This is a genomic window from Aeromonas simiae (genome assembly GCF_014892695.1).
In the GTDB taxonomy this organism is placed as follows: Bacteria; Pseudomonadota; Gammaproteobacteria; order Enterobacterales; family Aeromonadaceae; genus Aeromonas; species Aeromonas simiae.
Genome location: NZ_CP040449.1, coordinates 1206176 through 1224017, shown reverse-complemented (window position 1 = coordinate 1224017; position 17842 = coordinate 1206176). Strand labels below are relative to the sequence as shown.

At 56.1% G+C, this 17842-nt stretch carries 18 protein-coding genes and 1 riboswitch; of the genes, 10 read left to right on the top strand and 8 right to left on the bottom strand.

What is annotated here, in order from left to right; all coding sequences use genetic code 11:
- Positions 1-8: 8 nt before the first annotated feature.
- Entirely contained in the window at positions 9-1352 is a 1344-nt protein-coding gene (mgtE, locus tag FE240_RS05785; RefSeq protein WP_193003742.1) for a magnesium transporter, read from the bottom strand.
- 111 nt (positions 1353-1463) lie between these two features.
- Positions 1464-1633: riboswitch (M-box (ykoK) riboswitch) on the bottom strand.
- Between the two features lie 247 nt (positions 1634-1880).
- Here mgtE and pseB point away from each other — a divergent pair.
- From pseB to FE240_RS05735, 10 genes are all read left to right on the top strand, one after another.
- Entirely contained in the window at positions 1881-2885 is a 1005-nt protein-coding gene (gene pseB / locus FE240_RS05780; protein ID WP_193003741.1) for a UDP-N-acetylglucosamine 4,6-dehydratase (inverting), read from the top strand.
- A complete protein-coding gene (gene pseC, locus FE240_RS05775) occupies positions 2882-4024 on the top strand; it encodes a UDP-4-amino-4,6-dideoxy-N-acetyl-beta-L-altrosamine transaminase (RefSeq protein WP_193003740.1) in 1143 nt (380 codons plus the stop codon). The genes pseB and pseC overlap by 4 nt, the downstream gene beginning before the upstream one ends.
- Positions 4015-4860, top strand: a complete 846-nt coding sequence (locus FE240_RS05770; RefSeq protein ID WP_193003739.1) for an aldo/keto reductase — start codon at positions 4015-4017, stop codon at positions 4858-4860. The genes pseC and FE240_RS05770 overlap by 10 nt, the downstream gene beginning before the upstream one ends.
- Complete coding sequence (locus FE240_RS05765) at positions 4857-5612, top strand: cytidylyltransferase domain-containing protein (protein WP_193003738.1); 756 nt, start codon at positions 4857-4859, stop codon at positions 5610-5612. The genes FE240_RS05770 and FE240_RS05765 overlap by 4 nt, the downstream gene beginning before the upstream one ends.
- Entirely contained in the window at positions 5609-6898 is a 1290-nt protein-coding gene (locus FE240_RS05760; protein ID WP_193003737.1) for an aminotransferase class III-fold pyridoxal phosphate-dependent enzyme, read from the top strand. Before FE240_RS05765 ends, FE240_RS05760 begins: the two co-directional genes overlap by 4 nt.
- Complete coding sequence (locus tag FE240_RS05755) at positions 6899-7843, top strand: hypothetical protein (protein ID WP_193003736.1); 945 nt, start codon at positions 6899-6901, stop codon at positions 7841-7843.
- A complete protein-coding gene (pseH, locus tag FE240_RS05750) occupies positions 7825-8388 on the top strand; it encodes a UDP-4-amino-4,6-dideoxy-N-acetyl-beta-L-altrosamine N-acetyltransferase (protein ID WP_193003735.1) in 564 nt (187 codons plus the stop codon). The genes FE240_RS05755 and pseH overlap by 19 nt, the downstream gene beginning before the upstream one ends.
- The gene (gene pseI, locus FE240_RS05745; protein ID WP_193003734.1) at positions 8385-9413 is read left to right on the top strand and encodes a pseudaminic acid synthase; all 1029 of its coding nucleotides are present in this window, start codon (positions 8385-8387) and stop codon (positions 9411-9413) included. The genes pseH and pseI overlap by 4 nt, the downstream gene beginning before the upstream one ends.
- Before the next feature lie 18 nt (positions 9414-9431).
- A complete protein-coding gene (locus FE240_RS05740) occupies positions 9432-9713 on the top strand; it encodes a hypothetical protein (protein WP_226799020.1) in 282 nt (93 codons plus the stop codon).
- Positions 9714-9853: 140 nt separating this feature from the next.
- On the top strand, positions 9854-10405 hold the full coding sequence (locus FE240_RS05735) for a GNAT family N-acetyltransferase (RefSeq protein WP_193003733.1): 552 nt from the start codon (positions 9854-9856) through the stop codon (positions 10403-10405).
- 35 nt (positions 10406-10440) lie between these two features.
- Here FE240_RS05735 and FE240_RS05730 read toward each other — a convergent pair whose 3' ends face one another.
- From FE240_RS05730 to FE240_RS05700, 7 genes are all read right to left on the bottom strand, one after another.
- Positions 10441-12528 (bottom strand): motility associated factor glycosyltransferase family protein, encoded by a 2088-nt coding sequence (locus FE240_RS05730; RefSeq protein ID WP_193003732.1) that lies wholly within the window; start codon positions 12526-12528, stop codon positions 10441-10443.
- Positions 12528-12854 carry a hypothetical protein gene (locus tag FE240_RS05725; RefSeq protein ID WP_226799018.1) on the bottom strand — a complete coding sequence of 109 codons (327 nt, stop codon included), beginning with the start codon at positions 12852-12854 and terminating at the stop codon, positions 12528-12530. The genes FE240_RS05730 and FE240_RS05725 overlap by 1 nt, the downstream gene beginning before the upstream one ends.
- On the bottom strand, positions 12851-13273 hold the full coding sequence (gene fliS, locus FE240_RS05720; protein WP_193003731.1) for a flagellar export chaperone FliS: 423 nt from the start codon (positions 13271-13273) through the stop codon (positions 12851-12853). The genes FE240_RS05725 and fliS overlap by 4 nt, the downstream gene beginning before the upstream one ends.
- Positions 13274-13293: 20 nt before the next feature.
- Positions 13294-14688, bottom strand: a complete 1395-nt coding sequence (fliD, locus tag FE240_RS05715) for a flagellar filament capping protein FliD (protein ID WP_404800056.1) — start codon at positions 14686-14688, stop codon at positions 13294-13296.
- A 36-nt stretch (positions 14689-14724) separates the two neighbouring features.
- On the bottom strand, positions 14725-15183 hold the full coding sequence (locus FE240_RS05710; protein WP_226799016.1) for a flagellar protein FlaG: 459 nt from the start codon (positions 15181-15183) through the stop codon (positions 14725-14727).
- A gap of 39 nt (positions 15184-15222) precedes the next feature.
- Positions 15223-16137 (bottom strand): flagellin N-terminal helical domain-containing protein, encoded by a 915-nt coding sequence (locus tag FE240_RS05705; protein WP_193003729.1) that lies wholly within the window; start codon positions 16135-16137, stop codon positions 15223-15225.
- Between the two features lie 625 nt (positions 16138-16762).
- Positions 16763-17680 carry a flagellin N-terminal helical domain-containing protein gene (locus FE240_RS05700; protein ID WP_193003728.1) on the bottom strand — a complete coding sequence of 306 codons (918 nt, stop codon included), beginning with the start codon at positions 17678-17680 and terminating at the stop codon, positions 16763-16765.
- Between the last annotated feature and the right edge of the window lie 162 nt (positions 17681-17842).

Below are 17842 nucleotides of genomic sequence, written 5' to 3'. Positions count from 1 at the left end.
TTCATTTATCACTGCAACTCGGGCAGCACCCACTTGGCAATCTCGAAGTAGATGATAAGGCCAGTGCCATCGACCAGGGTCGAGATAAAAGGGGCCGACACCACGGCAGGATCGATGTTGAGCCGGCGCAGTACCATGGGGATCACCGCCGAGACGATAGCGCTCCACATCACGATGGCGATGATGGTCAGGGTGACCACCAGCCCGATCTGCGGCCCAACGCCCAGCATCCAGGCTCGAACCCAGGCCGCCACCGCGATGGCCAGCGAGATGAGGCCGGCGGTCGAGAGCTCTTTACGCAGCACAGCGCCGACATTGCGAAGACTCACTTCGCCCACCGCCATGGCCCGCACTATGGTGGTGGTGATCTGGGTGCCGCTGTTGCCCCCCGTGCCGATCAGCAGTGGGATGAAGAAGGCCAGGGCGATCACCGCCTCCAACTGATCTTCAAAGGCTCGCAGCACGGTGCCGGTGTAGGCTTCGGCCAGAAATAGCGCCAACAGCCAGGGAGTACGCTTGCGCCACAGCTCCCAGGTGGTGGTCTCAAGGTAGGGTTTGTCGAGCGGCAATGAGCCCCCTTGCATCTCGGCATCCTCGGTCGACTCCTGCTCCAGGATGTCGGCCGCATCGTCGATGTGCAGCACCCCGACCAGGCGCCCCTCATCCTCGACCGGCAGGGTCGAAAGTGCGCTGTCCACCAGCATGCGGGCGGCCCGCTCCTGATCCGTATCGGCGGCGACGCTGACGACCTGGCAACGCATCACTTCACCAATGGGCTGGGTCAGTTCAGCCACCATGAGCGAGCGCAGCGAGAGTATGCCCCGCAGCCCACCGGACTGATCCACCACGTAGATCTCCTTGCTGGTCATGGCCCGATCCCAGCCGTCGTGGGCCGCACGCTTGGCGTCGGCCACGCTACAGGTGAGCGGCAGGGCAAGGTAATCGAGCCGCATGTGGGCTCCGACCGTCTCGGCCGGCCAGGTGAGTAGCAGACTCAGCCGCTCGCGCGGCGCCTCTGCGAGGGAGGCCAGCAGCTGAGTTTGCTCGTGACGGGGCAGCGGGCGCAGTAACTCAAGAAGTTGATCGGTACTGAGCCAAGCCAACAGCGGGGTCAACACACTGGTGTGCAGCCGTAATAGCAGGCGCCCGGCCACCCCTTCTGGCAGGCTGGTGAGCAGTGACTCACTCTCGCCCACCGACAGGGTGTCGAAGATGCAGTTGAGCTCTTCGGGTCGTAGTGACATCAGCTGATCGGCACGGCGTACCGGATCGGTATTGTGCGCCATCCAGGCCTGCAACGACGTCAGATCGAGCAGTTGGTGGCAGTTAAGAAGCAGGTGTGTTTTCTTCATCACGGAGTTCCTCGTGTGACCCGGTAAGCCGGGAAGCGCTGATGCGCCGATGAGAGAAAACAGCCCTTGCTGGACGAGCAGATAGGCAGGAAAAGGGTCGCTCACGCGAGACCCGCATCCCCACGTTCTAGCTTTAGCACTGCACAACGTATCCGGTTGCCCGGAAGCCACTTGGGTTTACACCTTAAGCCGATGAAAACTGTCCTGATCTTGGGCGTCTCTGGACGTCGTGAGATCAGTGGCCTGTGTTTATGCAGGAGCCTCGCCTAACGAGATGCTGTAAATAAACGGGCCCCTCTCGGGGCGGCGCCATGATGCGGGGCCCACCCTCCCCGGTCAACCCACACTTGGCAGCAGCAATATTCGGTTACAGTTTTCTGGCGAAGAGTCAAATTACTGGCGCTTTCTCGCTCCCTAAGTGGTGAGGCCACCATCGGCATCAGCCCGCTCACGGCCGTGTGACGCGGGCTAGCTTGATATGGAACAGAACTTGCTAAAGTTGGGAGACGCAATCCGGAGACTTCGCCCATGTTGAACGATAAAACCCTGCTTATCACCGGTGGTACCGGCTCGTTTGGAAAGATGCTGGTCAAGACCATTCTGGCTCGCTACCAGCCCAGAAAACTCATCATCTACTCCCGCGATGAACTGAAGCAGTACGAGATGCAGCAGGTGTTCAACGCCCCCTGTATGCGTTATTTCATCGGCGATGTGCGCGACGCCGAGCGCCTTGACATGGCCATGCACGACGTGGACTTCGTGGTGCATGCCGCCGCCCTCAAGCAGGTGCCGGCCGCCGAATACAACCCCATGGAGTGTATCAAGACCAACATTCATGGGGCGGAAAACGTCATCAAGGCGGCGCTCAACAACGGGGTCGAGAAGGTGATCGCCCTCTCCACCGATAAGGCAGCCAATCCGGTCAACCTCTATGGCGCCACCAAGCTCTGCTCCGACAAGCTGTTCGTGGCTGCCAATAATATGGCCGGCAAGCACCCCACCATCTTCTCCGTGGTGCGCTACGGCAACGTAGTGGGCTCACGCGGCTCGGTCGTCCCCTTCTTCCAGAAGCTGATCAATGAAGGGGCCGACTCCCTGCCTATCACCCACGAGGAGATGACCCGCTTCTGGATCACATTGCAGCAGGGGGTGGACTTCGTACTGCACAACTTCGCCCGCATGAGCGGTGGCGAGATCTTCGTGCCCAAACTGCCTTCGGTGCGGATCACTGATCTCGCTCGCTCGATGGCCCCCCATCTGCCACACCGGATCGTCGGCATTCGCCCAGGCGAGAAGCTGCACGAGGTGATGTGCCCGGCCGACGACTCCTATCACACCTATGAATTTGACAACTATTACGTCATCGCCCCCAGCATCACCTTCACGAGCCGCAACAATGACTTCGCCGTCAACGCCTTGGGGGATAAGGCCACCCAGGTCGAACACGGCTTCGAATACAATTCCCTCAACAATCGCCATTTCCTGTCGATAGAGGAATTGAAAGTCATGAATCAGCAGGTGCTCGCCGAATGATCCCCTATGGACGCCAATCCATCACAGATGAAGATATCGAGGCCGTGGTCGCCGTCCTGAAGTCGGACTACCTGACCCAAGGCGAGAAGGTGCCCGCCTTCGAGCAGGGACTGGCCGACTATTGCCAAGTCCCCCACGTGATCGCTTGCAGCAATGGCACCACCGCCCTGCACCTTGCCTGCGCCGCGCTGGATCTGGAGGCGGATGATTGGGTATGGGTCTCTGCCATCAGCTTCGTCGCCTCCGCCAACTGTGCCCGCTACTGCGGCGCCCAAGTGGATTTCATCGACGTGGAGCCCGAAACCGGCAACCTCTGCGTGGCGGCGCTGCGCGAGAAGCTGCAACGGGTGCAAGGCAGCCCCCGCCAGCCGAAGGCCCTGGTCGCTGTGCACCTTGCGGGCCAGCCTTGCGATCTCGCCGAGATAGGCGCCCTGTGCCGGCAATATGGCGTGCACCTCATCGAGGATGCCTGCCATGCCCTGGGGGCCAGCTATCAGGGGCAACCCATCGGCAGCTGTGCCCACAGCGACATGACCGTCTTTAGCTTCCATCCCGTGAAACCCATCACCACAGGGGAAGGGGGCGCCGTCACCACCCGCAGCGCTGCGTTGGCGGCACGGCTTCGGCTTTATCGCAGCCATGGCATCACCCGGGAGCCCGCGCAACTGAACGTTGATGCGCCGGGAGGCTGGTATTACGAGCAGCAGGTGCTGGGTTTTAACTACCGGTTGACCGACATTCAAGCTGCGCTGGGCGCAAGCCAGCTTCGCCGCCTGCCGCAGTTTATTGAGCAGCGCCAACAGCTTGCCGCTCGCTACGACGAACTGCTAACCCGGCTACCGGCGCAGCCCCTGCGCCAAATGGATGACAGGCGCAGTGGCTACCACCTCTATGTGGTTCAGGTCGCCGACCGGGATCGGGTGTTTGCCCAACTGAGGGAGGCGGGCATAGGGGTGAACGTCCATTACATGCCGATCCCGGCCCAGCCCTACTATCGCGGGCTGGGTCATGATCCCGCCGCCTACCCCGGCGCCCAGGCCTATTACCGGCAAGCCATCAGCCTCCCCCTGTACCCCACCCTCTCCCTGGCGGAGCAGGATCAGGTGGTGCGGGCGCTGGAGTCGGTGCTATGCGCCTAGCCCTCGGCACAGTCCAGTTCGGGCTCGATTACGGCATCAGCAATCGAGCAGGCGAAGTGCCGGATGACGAACTCGATGCCATCCTGGCCCTGGCCCGCAAGCTGGGCGTGGATACCCTGGACACGGCCCAAGCCTATGGCAGGGCCGAGACTCGGCTCGGCCGCCGTCATACCGCCGATTTTCAGCTAGTAAGCAAGCTGACGCCGGGTATCCAGGCCACCGAGGTCGTCACCTCGGTGGCCGGCAGCCTGCAACGGCTGGCTCGCCCCAGGCTAGATGGCCTGCTGCTGCACCGCAGCCAAGATGCCAGCCCGGCCCTGTTCGAGCAGCTAGCAGAGTTGCAGCGCCAAGGTGTGGTGGGTAAGGTGGGCGTCTCCGTCTACGCCCCCGAGGAGCTGACGCGTTGGCTCAAGCAGGGTTATCCACTGGAGCTGGTGCAGCTCCCCGCCAACCTGCTCGATCAGCGCTTTCTGCGCTCGGGTTGGCTCGACCGACTGCAAACGCTGGGGTGTGAAATCCACGTGCGCTCTCTGTTCCTACAAGGCCTGTTATTGATGCAGCCGGCCCTTAGGCCCGCTTATTTTGACGCCTTCAGCGAACCGCTCTCGCGACTGGATGGCTGGCGTCCCCACCTGAGTGCCCTGCACAAGGCGCTTGCCCTGATCCCGGCCCTGCCCCAGGTGAGCCGCTTCGTGGTCGGGGTCTGTCATGCCCATGAGCTGGCCGCCATCGCCTCGGCCTGCGCCTATCTGCAACCCAGCCAGAGCGACGAGCTGGGCACCCTCGCCTGCGACGAGCCCGCTCTCATCAACCCTGCCTTGTGGAGAACATCATGATCCTCGGCATACTCCAGGCCCGAGTCAGCTCCAGCCGACTGCCGGGCAAGGTGCTCAAACCCCTGCTCGGCGAGCCCATGCTCGCCCGCCAGATAGAGCGGCTCCAGCGTTCCACCCGGCTGGATCAGCTGGTAGTTGCCACCAGCGATCAGCACGAGGATGACGCCATCGCCACCCTTTGTGCGAAGCTGGATGTCCCCTGTTTTCGCGGCCCACTGGACGACGTGCTACTGCGTTTTCATCTCGCCGCCCAGCCCTTTAACCCCAGCCAGATCGTGCGCCTTACCGGGGATTGTCCGCTCGCAGATTCCGCCCTTATCGACGAGCTGATCGCGCTGCATCTGGCCGGCGGCTACGACTACAGCAGCAACTGCTGGGACCCCAGCTACCCGGATGGACTGGACGCCGAGATCTTAAATGCCGCCACCCTTGAGCAGCTCGTCGAGCGCGCCCACACCCCGACTCAGCGTGAGCATGTGACCTACTACATCCGCCAGCACGAGGCGCAGTTCAAGATAGGCAAGCTGGCGCGTCAGCCGAGCCTGGCTCATCTGCGCTGGACGGTGGACGAGCCCGCCGACTTCGCCCTGATCGAGCAAATCTATCAGCGCCTCTACCCGTCCAACCCGACCTTTGCCACCGATGACATTCTCGCCCTGCTGGCGCGGGAGCCACAGTTGGCGACCCTGAACACCCAACATCAACGCAATGAGGGGCTGGCAAGCTCGCTGGCCAAGGAGAACCACTCATGACCTCACGCTATCAGCATTCACTGACCCTCTCCGCCCGGGCCGAGCAGAGCATTCCTTTAGGGTCTCAGACCTTCTCCAAGAGCCGCCTCTGCTTTCCCCATGGCGCGGCGCCGCTCTTTATCGAGCGCGGCCAGGGCGCCAGGGTGTGGGATGTGGATGGCAATGAGTATCTCGACTTTGCCAGCGGCCTGCTTGCCATCAGCCTCGGCTATTGCGATCCGGAGGTGGATCAGGCCGTGCTGGAGCAGCTCAGCCTGGGCTCCATCTTCTCCCTGCCCCACCGCCTGGAGACCGAGGTGGCGGAGCAGCTCATCGAGCTCATCCCCTGCGCCGAGATGGTGCGCTTTGGCAAGAACGGCACCGATGCCACCTCCGCCTGCATTCGCCTCTCCCGCGCCGTCACCGGCCGGGAGCGGGTCGCCGTCTGCGGCTATCACGGCTGGCAGGACTGGTACATCGGCTCCACCACCCGCCACCTAGGGGTGCCCGAGTGCGTGCGCGAGCTTACCCATCGCTTCGACTACAACGATCTGTCCTCTCTCAAGACTCAGCTGGAAGCCCATCCCGGCGAGTTTGCCGCCGTGATTCTGGAGCCCATGAACGTCGCCTGGCCCGCCCCGGACTTTCTGCCCGGCCTGCGCCAACTGTGCGACGAGCACGGTGCCCTGCTGATCTTTGACGAGACCATCACCGGCTTTCGCTTCCACCTCGGCGGCGCCCAGACCCTGTTTGGCGTCACCCCGGATCTGGCCGCCTTCGGCAAGGGCATGGCCAACGGCTTCCCCATCTCCGCCGTGGTGGGTCGCCGCCAGTACATGCGCCGCATGGAGGATATCTTCTTCTCCGGCACCTTCGGCGGCGATGCCATCGCCCTGGCGGCGGCGAGCGCCGTGATCGGTAAGATGCGCCGGCTCGACGTGCCCGCACGGCTGGCCGAGCGGGGCCAGCAACTGCTGGATGGACTCAACGCACTGCTGGAGCAAATAAACGCCCCGAGCTGGCTGCAAAGCGCCGGACATCCGAGCTGGAGCTTCCTGCTCATCGGCGACTCCCCCAATCATTCCAGCTGGCTGCTGAAGAGCTATTTCATCCAGGAGCTGTGCAAGCGGGGTATCCTCAGCCTCGGCAGCCACAACCTGAACCTGGCTCACAGCGCCGAAGACGTGCAAACCCTGCTGGCCGTCTATGCCGAGGTGTTGCCAGCGCTTATCCGCCTGGATGCCGAGCAGGCCATTCATCAGGCCCTGGATGGCGAGCCTATCCAGCCGGTGTTCAAGGTGCGCTAAGTGCCGCCGCTCTGGATCTTCAGCGAGGGGGACCTGGCCCGGGGCCTCGGTCACCTCAGTCGTTGCAGCGCCTATGCCGCGGCCTGGCGACAGCAGGGCGGTACCGTCCACTGGGTGGTCGATGGTGACGAGCTTGCCAGCACCCTGCTCGGGGAGGAGTCCGTCAGTTGGGACAACTGGCAGCAGCAGCCTATCTCCCCGCAACAGGCAGTCGCCATCGTCGACTCCTACTCGGCCAGCCTGACCACGCTTGAGAGCATCTCTGCCGGTTTCCTGCGGGTGCTCTATCTCGATGACACCGATCGGCTGGAGTACCCGAAGGGATTGGTCATTCACGCCAGCCCAGGCACACCAGGCAACCAGTCCGGCATCGCCACCTGGCGGTGGGGGCCCAGCTGGCAACCCCTGCGCTCCCCGTTCTGGTCCGTGCCCACCCGAACCCGGGTCTCTGCCCGTATCGAGCGCATCCTGCTCATCATGGGCGGCACCGACATCCACGACCTGCTACCTGACCTGGTCACCTGGCTGCGCCGGCACCATCCGGACGCAGAGTTGAACGTCGTCAACCGGGAACCCGACTCGCGCCTGTCGGAATGCCGGCAACATCACAAGCTCGATGCCGGGCTGATGGTGGATCTCATGTGCCGCTGCGATCTAGCCATTAGCGCCGCCGGGCAGGTGACCTATGAACTGGCTCGCTGCGGTCTGCCGGGCATACTCATCGGCGTTGCCGACAACCAGGCCCGCCAGCTGGCGGGCTGGTGCGGTCCAGACACCTTTATCTCCGGTGGATGGTGGCACGATGCGGCCCTGATATCCCGGCTGGAACAAGGGCTGGCGACACTGGCGGCACCGGAGGAGCGTTCCAGACGGGCACAAGGGTTGCAGCGACTCATGACAGGAAACGGTACTCTGGAGGCCCTCTCATGGCTCAACCAGGCCTAGATCTGCAGCACGTCTTCGAGCTCGCCGGGGTGAGCCTACTCCCCTTCGCCATGCTGGACGAACAGCAGGTCGTGGCGGTCTGGCAGATGCGAACCCACCCCGAGATCGCACGCTGGATGAATACGGGAGGTGACATCAGTCTGGAGACGCATCGCGCCTTCATGGCACGCCAGCATCAGGACACCCGCAACCTGAACTACCTCTGCCTCGACGCCCAAGGGATCCTGGGGGTGATCGCCTTGCACCGACTGGACTGGCAAAATCGTCTGGCCTGGCTCGGGATCTATCGCAATCCCTCACGCCCCGACAAGGGGCTGGGCGCTCGCCTGCTGGCCACCGTCAACCACCTCGCCTTCGAGGTCGCCCGATTGCACACGCTCAAGCTGGAGGTCGCTGCCGACAATGAAAGAGCCATCCAGGCCTATCTACGTGCCGGCTTTCGCCATGAAGGAGTCTGGCGGGAGGCGGTCTATCGCCCCCATACAACAAACTATGTCGATCTCGTGCTCATGGGGATCACCGAACAGGAGTGGAGACATCCATGACTCAAGCCATTCATCCGAATCGATGCTTCATCATCGCCGAACTATCGGCCAATCATGGCCACTCCCTGGAAACGGCGCTGGCGACGGTACGCGCGGCTAAGGCGTGCGGCGCCGATGCCATCAAAATCCAGACCTATACAGCCGACACCATCACCCTCGATTGCGACAATGAACATTTCCAGATCAATCAGGGCACCATCTGGGATGGCACCACGCTCTACAAGCTCTACCAGGAGGCCTATACCCCCTGGGAGTGGCATGCCACCATCCAGGCGGAAGCGCACAGGGAAGGCCTCATCTTCTTCTCCACCCCCTTCGACCCCAGTGCCGTCGATTTTCTGGAGACACTCGACGTCCCTCTCTACAAGATCGCCTCGTTTGAAATTACCGATATCCCCTTGATCGAGTACACCGCCAGCAAGGGCAAGCCGATGATCATCTCAACCGGCATCGCGACCCTGGCTGACATCGATGCCGCCGTGCAAGCCTGCCACCGCGTGGGCAATCACGACATCACATTACTCAAGTGCACCTCCTCCTACCCTGCCCCGGTGGAGGAGGCTAACCTGCTCACTATTCCCAATATGAAGCAGACTTTTGGGGTCGAGGTGGGCTTGTCGGATCATACCCTGGGGGAAGCGGTGGCCATGGCCGCCACCGCCCTGGGGGCTAGCGTGATAGAGAAGCACTTCATTTTGGACCGAGCCCTGGGTGGACCGGATGCCTCCTTCTCCATGACACCGGATGAGTTTGCGCACATGGTAGAGGGAGTACGGCAAGTCGAGGCGGCCCTGGGGGAGGTCAGCTATCACCTCAACGACAAGACGATGCGCAACCGGCGCTTCGCTCGCTCTCTCTTCGTCTGTAAGGACATGAAAGCCGGGGATGCCTTCACGTCCCGTAATGTCCGCTCCATCCGCCCTGCCGATGGCTTGCCCCCGGTTCACCTTCCCTCCCTGCTGGGTCGCCATGCCAGCCAGGATATTCAGGCCGGCACGCCGCTGGCTTGGTCATTGGTTTCCTAAACGGTCGAGGAGTTCAGCATGGATCAAAAGAACGTCTTCATGTCCCAAGAAGGGAACGAGTGGTACGAGCGCAACAAGAGCGCCATCCTCGGCAAGACGCTGGAGCGCGATCCCATCTTCAAGGCGCTAGCGTATCTGGGCTGCAAACCAACCAGGATCCTGGAGATAGGTTGCGCCAACGGCTGGCGACTGGCCCAACTGGCCCAACTGGCCGAGCATTATGGCGCATGCTGTTATGGGGTGGCCCCCTCGGCCAGTGGCATACAAGACGTTGACTATGGTAAATTTTATTCTATTTAAACTAACAATTAATTCTCATCCTGTTGAGTGCTGAATATATTTTAATTGAATCTAAAGTGCTTATCCAAAACGAGATTTTATTGATGTGTAACTGGCTCAGATAATATTACGTTTACAACCATCAACAAAAGGATATTAATATGAACGTAGGGGATGTTCTTCTACAGGGAAAAACCAAGAGCAACCTTATCATTACAATAAGAACTTTAACAAATTCAGACATCACCCCTCAATATTGCAACTGGTTGAATGATAAAGAAACAAATCAGTATCTTGAGTCTCGATTTACTGAATGGAACATACAATCACTTTTAGATTATTTTTATGAAAAGAACAAGTCAGAATTGATGCTAGCTATCATCGATAATGACACAGGAATACATATTGGAAATATAAAAGTATCAGAAATAGATAAACACCATCACAGAGCAGAGATAGGCATTATTATTGGTGATAAAAATTCCTGGGGGAAAGGAATTGCGACGACGGCCATTGGAATTGTTGCTGATTATTGTTTTAATACTCTGAATCTTCATAAATTAACCGCCGGTGCATATGCCGAAAATTTAGCATCAATCAACGCCTTCATAAATAATGGGTTTATTGTTGAGGGGAAAAGAAAAGAACACGTCTTAACACCATCAGGGTGGTCAGATGTAGTTTTGCTAGGAAAAACAAAACCACAAGAGTAATTATGAAATGCCGACACGATGTCGGCATTTCATTGTCATGTTCTGAATAATTTCATTACTTCATTATCTATCATATCCACACTATCAAGTGCTTGTGGATACATCTCCTTTGTCTTTTCCAAAAAATCAAGCCAGAGGTCAATAGCTGGCTGCATCAGCACTAATGTTTTCTCTTCACCCTCAAAAGAATAGAGAATGGAGCTCAGCAGGGTAAATACATAATTCATAGAGCCAATCATCGTACGCGCAATGTGGCGCTGACGCGTAGCGAAAATCTGCTCAAGATAGCCAAAATTACGCAGCATGAGTTGGTTGATCTCATTTCTAGATGTAAAGTCATGCTGCCATTCACTGATCATTTTATCAATGAATGTATTGAAGAACTCAATATCTAGTAAAGGCTCAACGTCTTGTTTTGATAAGCTAATCGGTGCACAGAGCGCAAGGATCTCCTTAATAACAGAAGACTTATCTATTGGCGCGGACAGGCTTATTTCGACACTTGGTAATGGCATCGCTTTTTCGATTTTTACACCATCGCTACAATTAAAGCATCGAACATCATCATGGGTGGCCAATATTTGTTCAATCACGCGACGTGAAGTGTCAAACATAGCGTTACTAATAACCATACCACCGAAGTTTCCCTTACGCTGCCATTGATTATCACCATACATCAACTCTCCAAGAATCTGGGCATTCGTCTTATTATTATAGTATGCACTGAATCTAGAATGGTGATGCCCTTTATCCTTGTAACCATTATCTAGTCCAAACAAGTAGATATTTTTAAAACCCAAATGCACAGGCGCGCTGACACCAATATTACCCACGAGTGGATTTACTCCACCAACTTCAGCATAATGTTGTATCTCTGGAAAATAAGATTTTAACAACGCAGCACCAGGCTCATTACGCTTGAATGTAAATATAGACTGACCAAACAATGCAGAACAATCAGGATGCGTCACATCTGTGGTTAATAATAAAGTACCTTTCAGATAATCGGAATCATTTAAACTAGATAAGAAATCGTACACTATTTTGGTACGTTCCACTGTCACATGAATATCAGGCCTAATACCTATTTTATGTAGTGCGGAGATCGCACTGCCGCAAGAAATAACAAGCGCTTTATCTTTGTTTTTTTTAATCACCTCTATAGACTGATCTAATGAGGGGCCGTTGGCAATAATAAAGATAGGCACGCGAGATAAATGATGAGGAATTTTTTTTCCCTTCAACAAGAACGGAACTGCTCGCTCAATATTATTAATTGTATGAGATAGTGCGATAAGATTATCATCAAAAAACCCCCACCCCATGGCAAGCAGGTGATATTCCTGCTGAACCTTTTTCATTAGCTCTTTTATTTTATCGTTCTGATATCCCCACATCACAAAAGCATTGGTAATAAGAAAAGCGCCTCTGCGATGAATAGCAAGCGAGAAATCTCTTACAATAGTCTCTTCATCTTGCCCCAATAGAATATGCAGTCCCAGATTTTCCTGATGCAAATAAGTCAGCAAAGGAGCCCAATCGAAGCAGAACAGGGATGCGTAGAATAGGTCAAGATCTGGCTCAAACAAGAAGAGGGTGCCAACCTTGCACTTTTCATAGAGATAACCGAGGTGATATCCCAAACCGACACCGAAGACCAGGGCCGTCGGCACCTCGTTGGGCACATGCGTAAGCAGCATTTCCTTCGCTGAGATGTCGTCAAGATAGGCATTGAGCTTGTTGAGGTACTCGACGTGCATGAACCCAAGCGGGTTAGCCTCCTTGCCAAAGGAGAACTTGGATAAGCCCCCTCGCTCCATGAACTCAGTGACCAGAGTCTCACAGATGAGGTAAGGTTCCTTACCATAGACCGCGACATCATCGTCGAGCCAAGCCAGATTGGGCTGACCATTCTCATTGCAGAAAAACCGAAATGGGCGGGTGGGTTGGTAGGTTTCATACATGTCGGCGATGTGGGGAATATATTGACGAAACGCCGCCATATTTTGTTCAAATCGCAGCGGTAAGGCCACCGCCATGGCCGCCTCCTGCTCCGCCTGCTGCCGAAGCCGCTGGGCTTCCTGTTCCGCATTTATCAGGGCCGCATCAATATCGCTAGGCATCAGAACTCCTTGCTGTTCACACGATAGGCTTGCCCGGCCTTGTTGGCTCTGTCGACCTGAGACAAGCGTTCGAAAATGGCCTGATGATGGCTAGCAGCCAAGGCCTGCATGCTCTCTTCCTGAATGGCTAATCTGCCGGCCAGCGCCACTGCGGCCGAGCGCTGAGCGGGTTCCTGACCCGCCAGTTGCATCAGACGCGCTATCAACGCCAGCCGATCATCCATGCGCTGCAACGCCTCGTCGTATTGCTGCTGTTGCAACAACGCCTCCACCAGGCAAGCATTCTCGTTCAGGGCCTCTTCGAGGGCGGCAAGGGTCGTGTTCACAGCTCGCCCAACTGTTGTCTCATCTGGAATCCTTGTTGCTTTTCTGACTCCGGCAGTTGATCCCAACCGGACTTGATGGTCAGCATCAGTGCGATGACTTCATCCAGAGGTGCGACATCACGGTTCAGACTGGCATCCCAGACACGCTCATCCATATAGGCATAGAGTCCGTAAAGGTCTTCGGCCATACGCCCTTGGCTCATGTCCAACGCATCCTGCAAACCGTGCAACAACCCCTGGGCCTTGGAGACAGCGATGGATTTGGCTTCCATGTCGTTGCGCTCTATGGCCCCCTTGGCCTGAGCCAAGCGCTCCAGGCACCCTTGCATCATCAACTGGATAACGCGATGGGGATCTGCCGTGGCCAGATCAGCCGCCAGATTCCCCGCCGTATATGCTTTGATATTGCGTTTGTACATATTTTAACTCTCTCGACCTATCAAGAGTTTTGATAATTCGTCTGCAAGGTCGCCAGTGCCGAGGCGGAGCTGTTCATCTTGACCAGTAAGGCATCCAGACTGCCGTATTGAGCACGTAATGCCGCCTCATATTTCGCCAGTTGGGCATTGGTTGTCGCCGTTTTCTGGGTCAGCGCACGTAAATCCGAATTCAGGACATCTTCCCGCTGTGCCAGCATGCCGCCACTCTTGGTGTACTCTTTCAAGCCGGAATTCAGGGTAGCCGCCAATCCGTTCTCCTCGCCAAAGAGGGCCACCACCTGATCGAAGTTCTTGTCGACCGCCTCACCAAACTTGGTCTTGTCTAGCGACAGCTTGCCCTTGCTGTCCATCTTGATGCCGATTTCGAAGATGGTGGAGTAGGTGCTGCTGTTTTCGGAAGGGGTAACTAATAGATTGCTCATGAACGAGCTGATGGCTCGGGTAGTGGAATCCCCCGCCAAGGCTCCGCCATCATCCTGCTTGACCCCGCCCACGAAGCTGCTGCGTTTACCCAAGCCATTCATCTTGTCCTGCAGGGCGTTGTAGCCATCTACAAACTGCTGCACCAGATCCTGAATAGAGGTTTTGTCAGTAGTGATGTCCACCTTGTTGGCCTTGAGATCGCCCGCACTGTCCTTGTCCGACACTCGCAGCACGGTAACCTTGAGATCCTGAATGGAGTCGTCAAAGGTGTTGGTGTCGCTCGTAAGAACGTTGCCATCCACATTGATCTCGGCGCTGCTGGCCGCCCGAGTCTGGCTCATGACACCACCACCGGCCTCAAAAATGGCGAGCTCGGCCGTATTACCTGTGATGGTCAGATCCTTGCCATCTCCCGAGATGCCAGAATCGATCACCAGTTTGGCCTTACCATCCGCCGTATTAACGATGTTGGCACTGAGGCCGAAGTTGTCACCGTTGCTGTTGATGCTCTTGCGAATATCTTGCAGGGTATCGCCCGCCTTCACATCGACGGTGAAGGTCTTGTCGCCGGCCTGAAACGTCAGTTGCCCATCTTGCGTCACCAAGGAGGTGGTAGAGCTATCGAAGATCCCTTCCTGACGACTCGTTTCCGCCAACTTATTGACGGTAATGTTGTATTGCCCATTGGAGGCGCCAGACTTGCTCTCCACCTTCAACACGGGATCGTCTTTGCTCTGAGTGATATTGATGGCGCGTTTGTTGAACGCACCAGGCGCACTCAGTTTGTCGAGGATATCGGTAAAGGCAGAGATGGAGGACTTGAGCTGACCGATGCCAGACAAGGTGATTTGGGTGCTGTTTTGCTTGGTAATGATCGGCTGCTGCAGCTGAGCTTTTTTCGCTGACACACTCGCCGAAATCACGCTCTCAAGATCGATGCCCGATCCCGCACCAGCAGAGGTAATAGCCATCACGTCCTCCTGTCTAAACACCTAAAATTTGTAGCGTCACACCTGACCATCAAACAGCAGCCCAGAGAGGTTGGATATCGTATTTCCCGACTGTTCCATAGACTGTAACCTCTTGCTAATCAAGAGCATCTCTTCACTCGGGATCTGACGGATCACCTCTTTGGTCTTTGCATCTATCACCTTGATCACTGGCTGATCGACGTCAGGAATCAGGCTGAAGTTGATCGTCCATTCTTTCACCTTGCTCAAGTTGTCCAATCTTTCTAGCAATTTTTGGGCCTGTTTTTCTATATCAGCCTTATCTATACGCGGCTCTGCGGCCCTGATGTGTGCCGGTGGCACCTGCGATGCCTGAGCTGTCGACTCAACGCCTTGCTGCTCGCCCACATCATCTCCACCCGAAACAGAGGGAGAAACAGGCATGGCGGCCTGAAGGCCGCCATGTTGAGTTAGCGTCGAAGTAACAGAAGGCATGGCTATTAATTCAGTGGCCATCTGCTGCTCCTTCATATCAATGTTAATGGTTTAACCAGCTTAACCCAGCAACTGCAGTGCAGACTGCGGACGCTGGTTGGCTTGGGCCAGGATACTGGATGCCGCCTGTTGCAGGATGTTCTGCTTGGTCATGTTCGCGGTTTCGGTCGCGAAGTCTGCATCACGGATACGTGAACGCGCGGCATTGACGTTCTCCGAGATATTGGCCTGGTTGCGGATGGTGGAGTCCAAGCGGTTTTGCACCGCACCCAGCTCAGCTCGCTTGCCGTCAACCACTTCCAGCATGGCATCAGCCGCCGCCAGTACCTTTTGAGCCCCAGCCTGGGTACTGATGCTGATACCACCAGCGCCACCGCTGGTGAAGATATCAGAGATATCATTGGTGGATGTGAGACTCCCATTAGCCCCCACTTTTACATCCACTGTGGTGCCAGCTGCTGCGATACCAGAGATACTAAAACCATCGGCTTGGGTAAGGCTGAAACCTATGGTCTGGTTAGCATCCGCACCCACTTGGAAACTACCTTTATAATTGCCATCCAGAAGCTTGGTACCGGCAAAAGTAGTATCTTTGGAAATACGGTTGATCTCGGCGCCCAGTTGATCGACCTCTTTCTGGAGAGCCACACGATCTTTATCAGAGTTGGAGCCATTAGCAGACTGCTGTGCCAGGGTACGCATGCGCTGCAGCATGCTGGTGACTTCATCCATGGCGCCTTCTGCAGTCTGTGCCAAGGAGATACCATCGTTGGCGTTGCGGTTACCCTGATCCAGGCCGTTGATCTGGGAGGTCAGACGATTGGAGATCTGCAGGCCGGCAGCATCATCCTTGGCGCTGTTAATGCGCAAGCCCGACGCCAGACGGGTGTAAGAGGTATCCATCGCTTTGCTGGTATTCATCAAGTTACGCTGGGCGTTCAGTGATGAAGTGTTGGTATTGATAAACATGGCCATAAAAGATTTCTCCTGATGAACAAGAAACTGCGGGCCCTGCTGATGCTATTTCGCCAGGATCCCACCGTTCAGATGGACAGATTGAACGGTCTGTACCATCTGGCGGGTTCTCTGTTTGAACGGACATAGAACCCGCAGTTGCGCAAATGTTGGATTTCCGAACACCCCTCAATTTGCTTCACACTTTGTAACGGCCCGTCTGTCGGAAACTTTAGGAAATTTATTGCCGCCTTCACCAACAAAGAGGCAAGCATTCTCCGCCCAATCAGGAGACGACAAGAGGGTTTGCCATCAATGCCCTCCCATCTCCTTGCTGTTACTCTTGTGCGCATCATTTAATGACAAAGAGCTACTTGGCACGAGTTATGCTTGAAATTATGGGTCGCCGGTTTTTCGGCACCAATAAAAAAGGCCGACAATGTCGGCCAAAGAAGAGCTTACGCTCAGGAGAACAACCTCGGGGGGTGACAGAGTGAACGATCTGCGCAACACTCGAGGGGTATATCAATTAAGAACACTTCTCTTTCGATAGAACAAGGCGTAATTCCGAACACCCCACTGTTCCATCTTGTTTACTAGGGCGGCCTGAACAACCGCCCTGTTCTTTTTCTCACACTCAGGATGCTTAGTTCTGCAACAGAGAGAGAGCAGACTGCGGACGCTGGTTAGCTTGGGCCAGGATACTGGACGCCGCCTGTTGCAGAATGTTCTGCTTGGTCATGTTCGCGGTTTCGATCGCAAAGTCAGCGTCGCGGATACGGGAGCGAGCAGCAGAGACGTTTTCCGAGATATTGGCTTGGTTGCGGATGGTGGAATCCAGACGGTTTTGCACCGCACCCAGCTCGGCACGCTTGCCGTCAACCACTTCCAGCATGGCATCAGCCGCCGCCAGTACCTTTTGAGCCCCAGCCTGGGTACTGATGCTGATACCACCAGCGCCACCGCTGGTGAAGATATCAGAGATATCATTGGTGGATGTGAGACTCCCGTTAGCTCCCACTTTTACATCCACTGTGGTGCCAGCTGCAGCGATACCAGAGATACTAAAACCATCGGCTTGGGTAAGACTGAAACCTATGGTCTGGTTAGCATCAGCGCCCACTTGGAACGATCCCTTGAAAGACCCATCAAGCAGCTTGGTTCCCGCGAAGGTAGTTGCGGTGGAGATACGGTTGATCTCAGCGCCCAGTTGATCGACCTCTTTCTGGAGAGCCACACGATCTTTATCAGAGTTGGAGCCGTTGGCAGATTGCTGAGCCAGGGTACGCATGCGTTGCAGCATGCTGGTCACTTCATCCATCGCCCCCTCGGCGGTCTGCGCCAGGGAGATACCGTCGTTGGCGTTGCGGTTGCCCTGATCCAAGCCGTTGATCTGGGAAGTCAAACGGTTAGCAATCTGCAAACCAGCAGCATCATCTTTTGCACTGTTGATGCGAAGACCGGATGCAAGGCGGGTATAAGAGGTATCCAGCGACTTAGTGGAATTCATCAAGTTACGCTGGGCATTCAACGAAGAGACGTTAGTGTTAATAAACATCGCCATGATAATTCTCCTAAACGATTGAAAGTTAAAGCGAAATGTTTTTATTTTTTTATTGTCTTGCTACGTACTTTATATCGGCTTGATCTGGCTATCCTTTAGTACTCTTTTTTCATGACTGCCAAAGCGCCGTCTGATTAAGTTATCGGCAGCAACCTGCTTCGC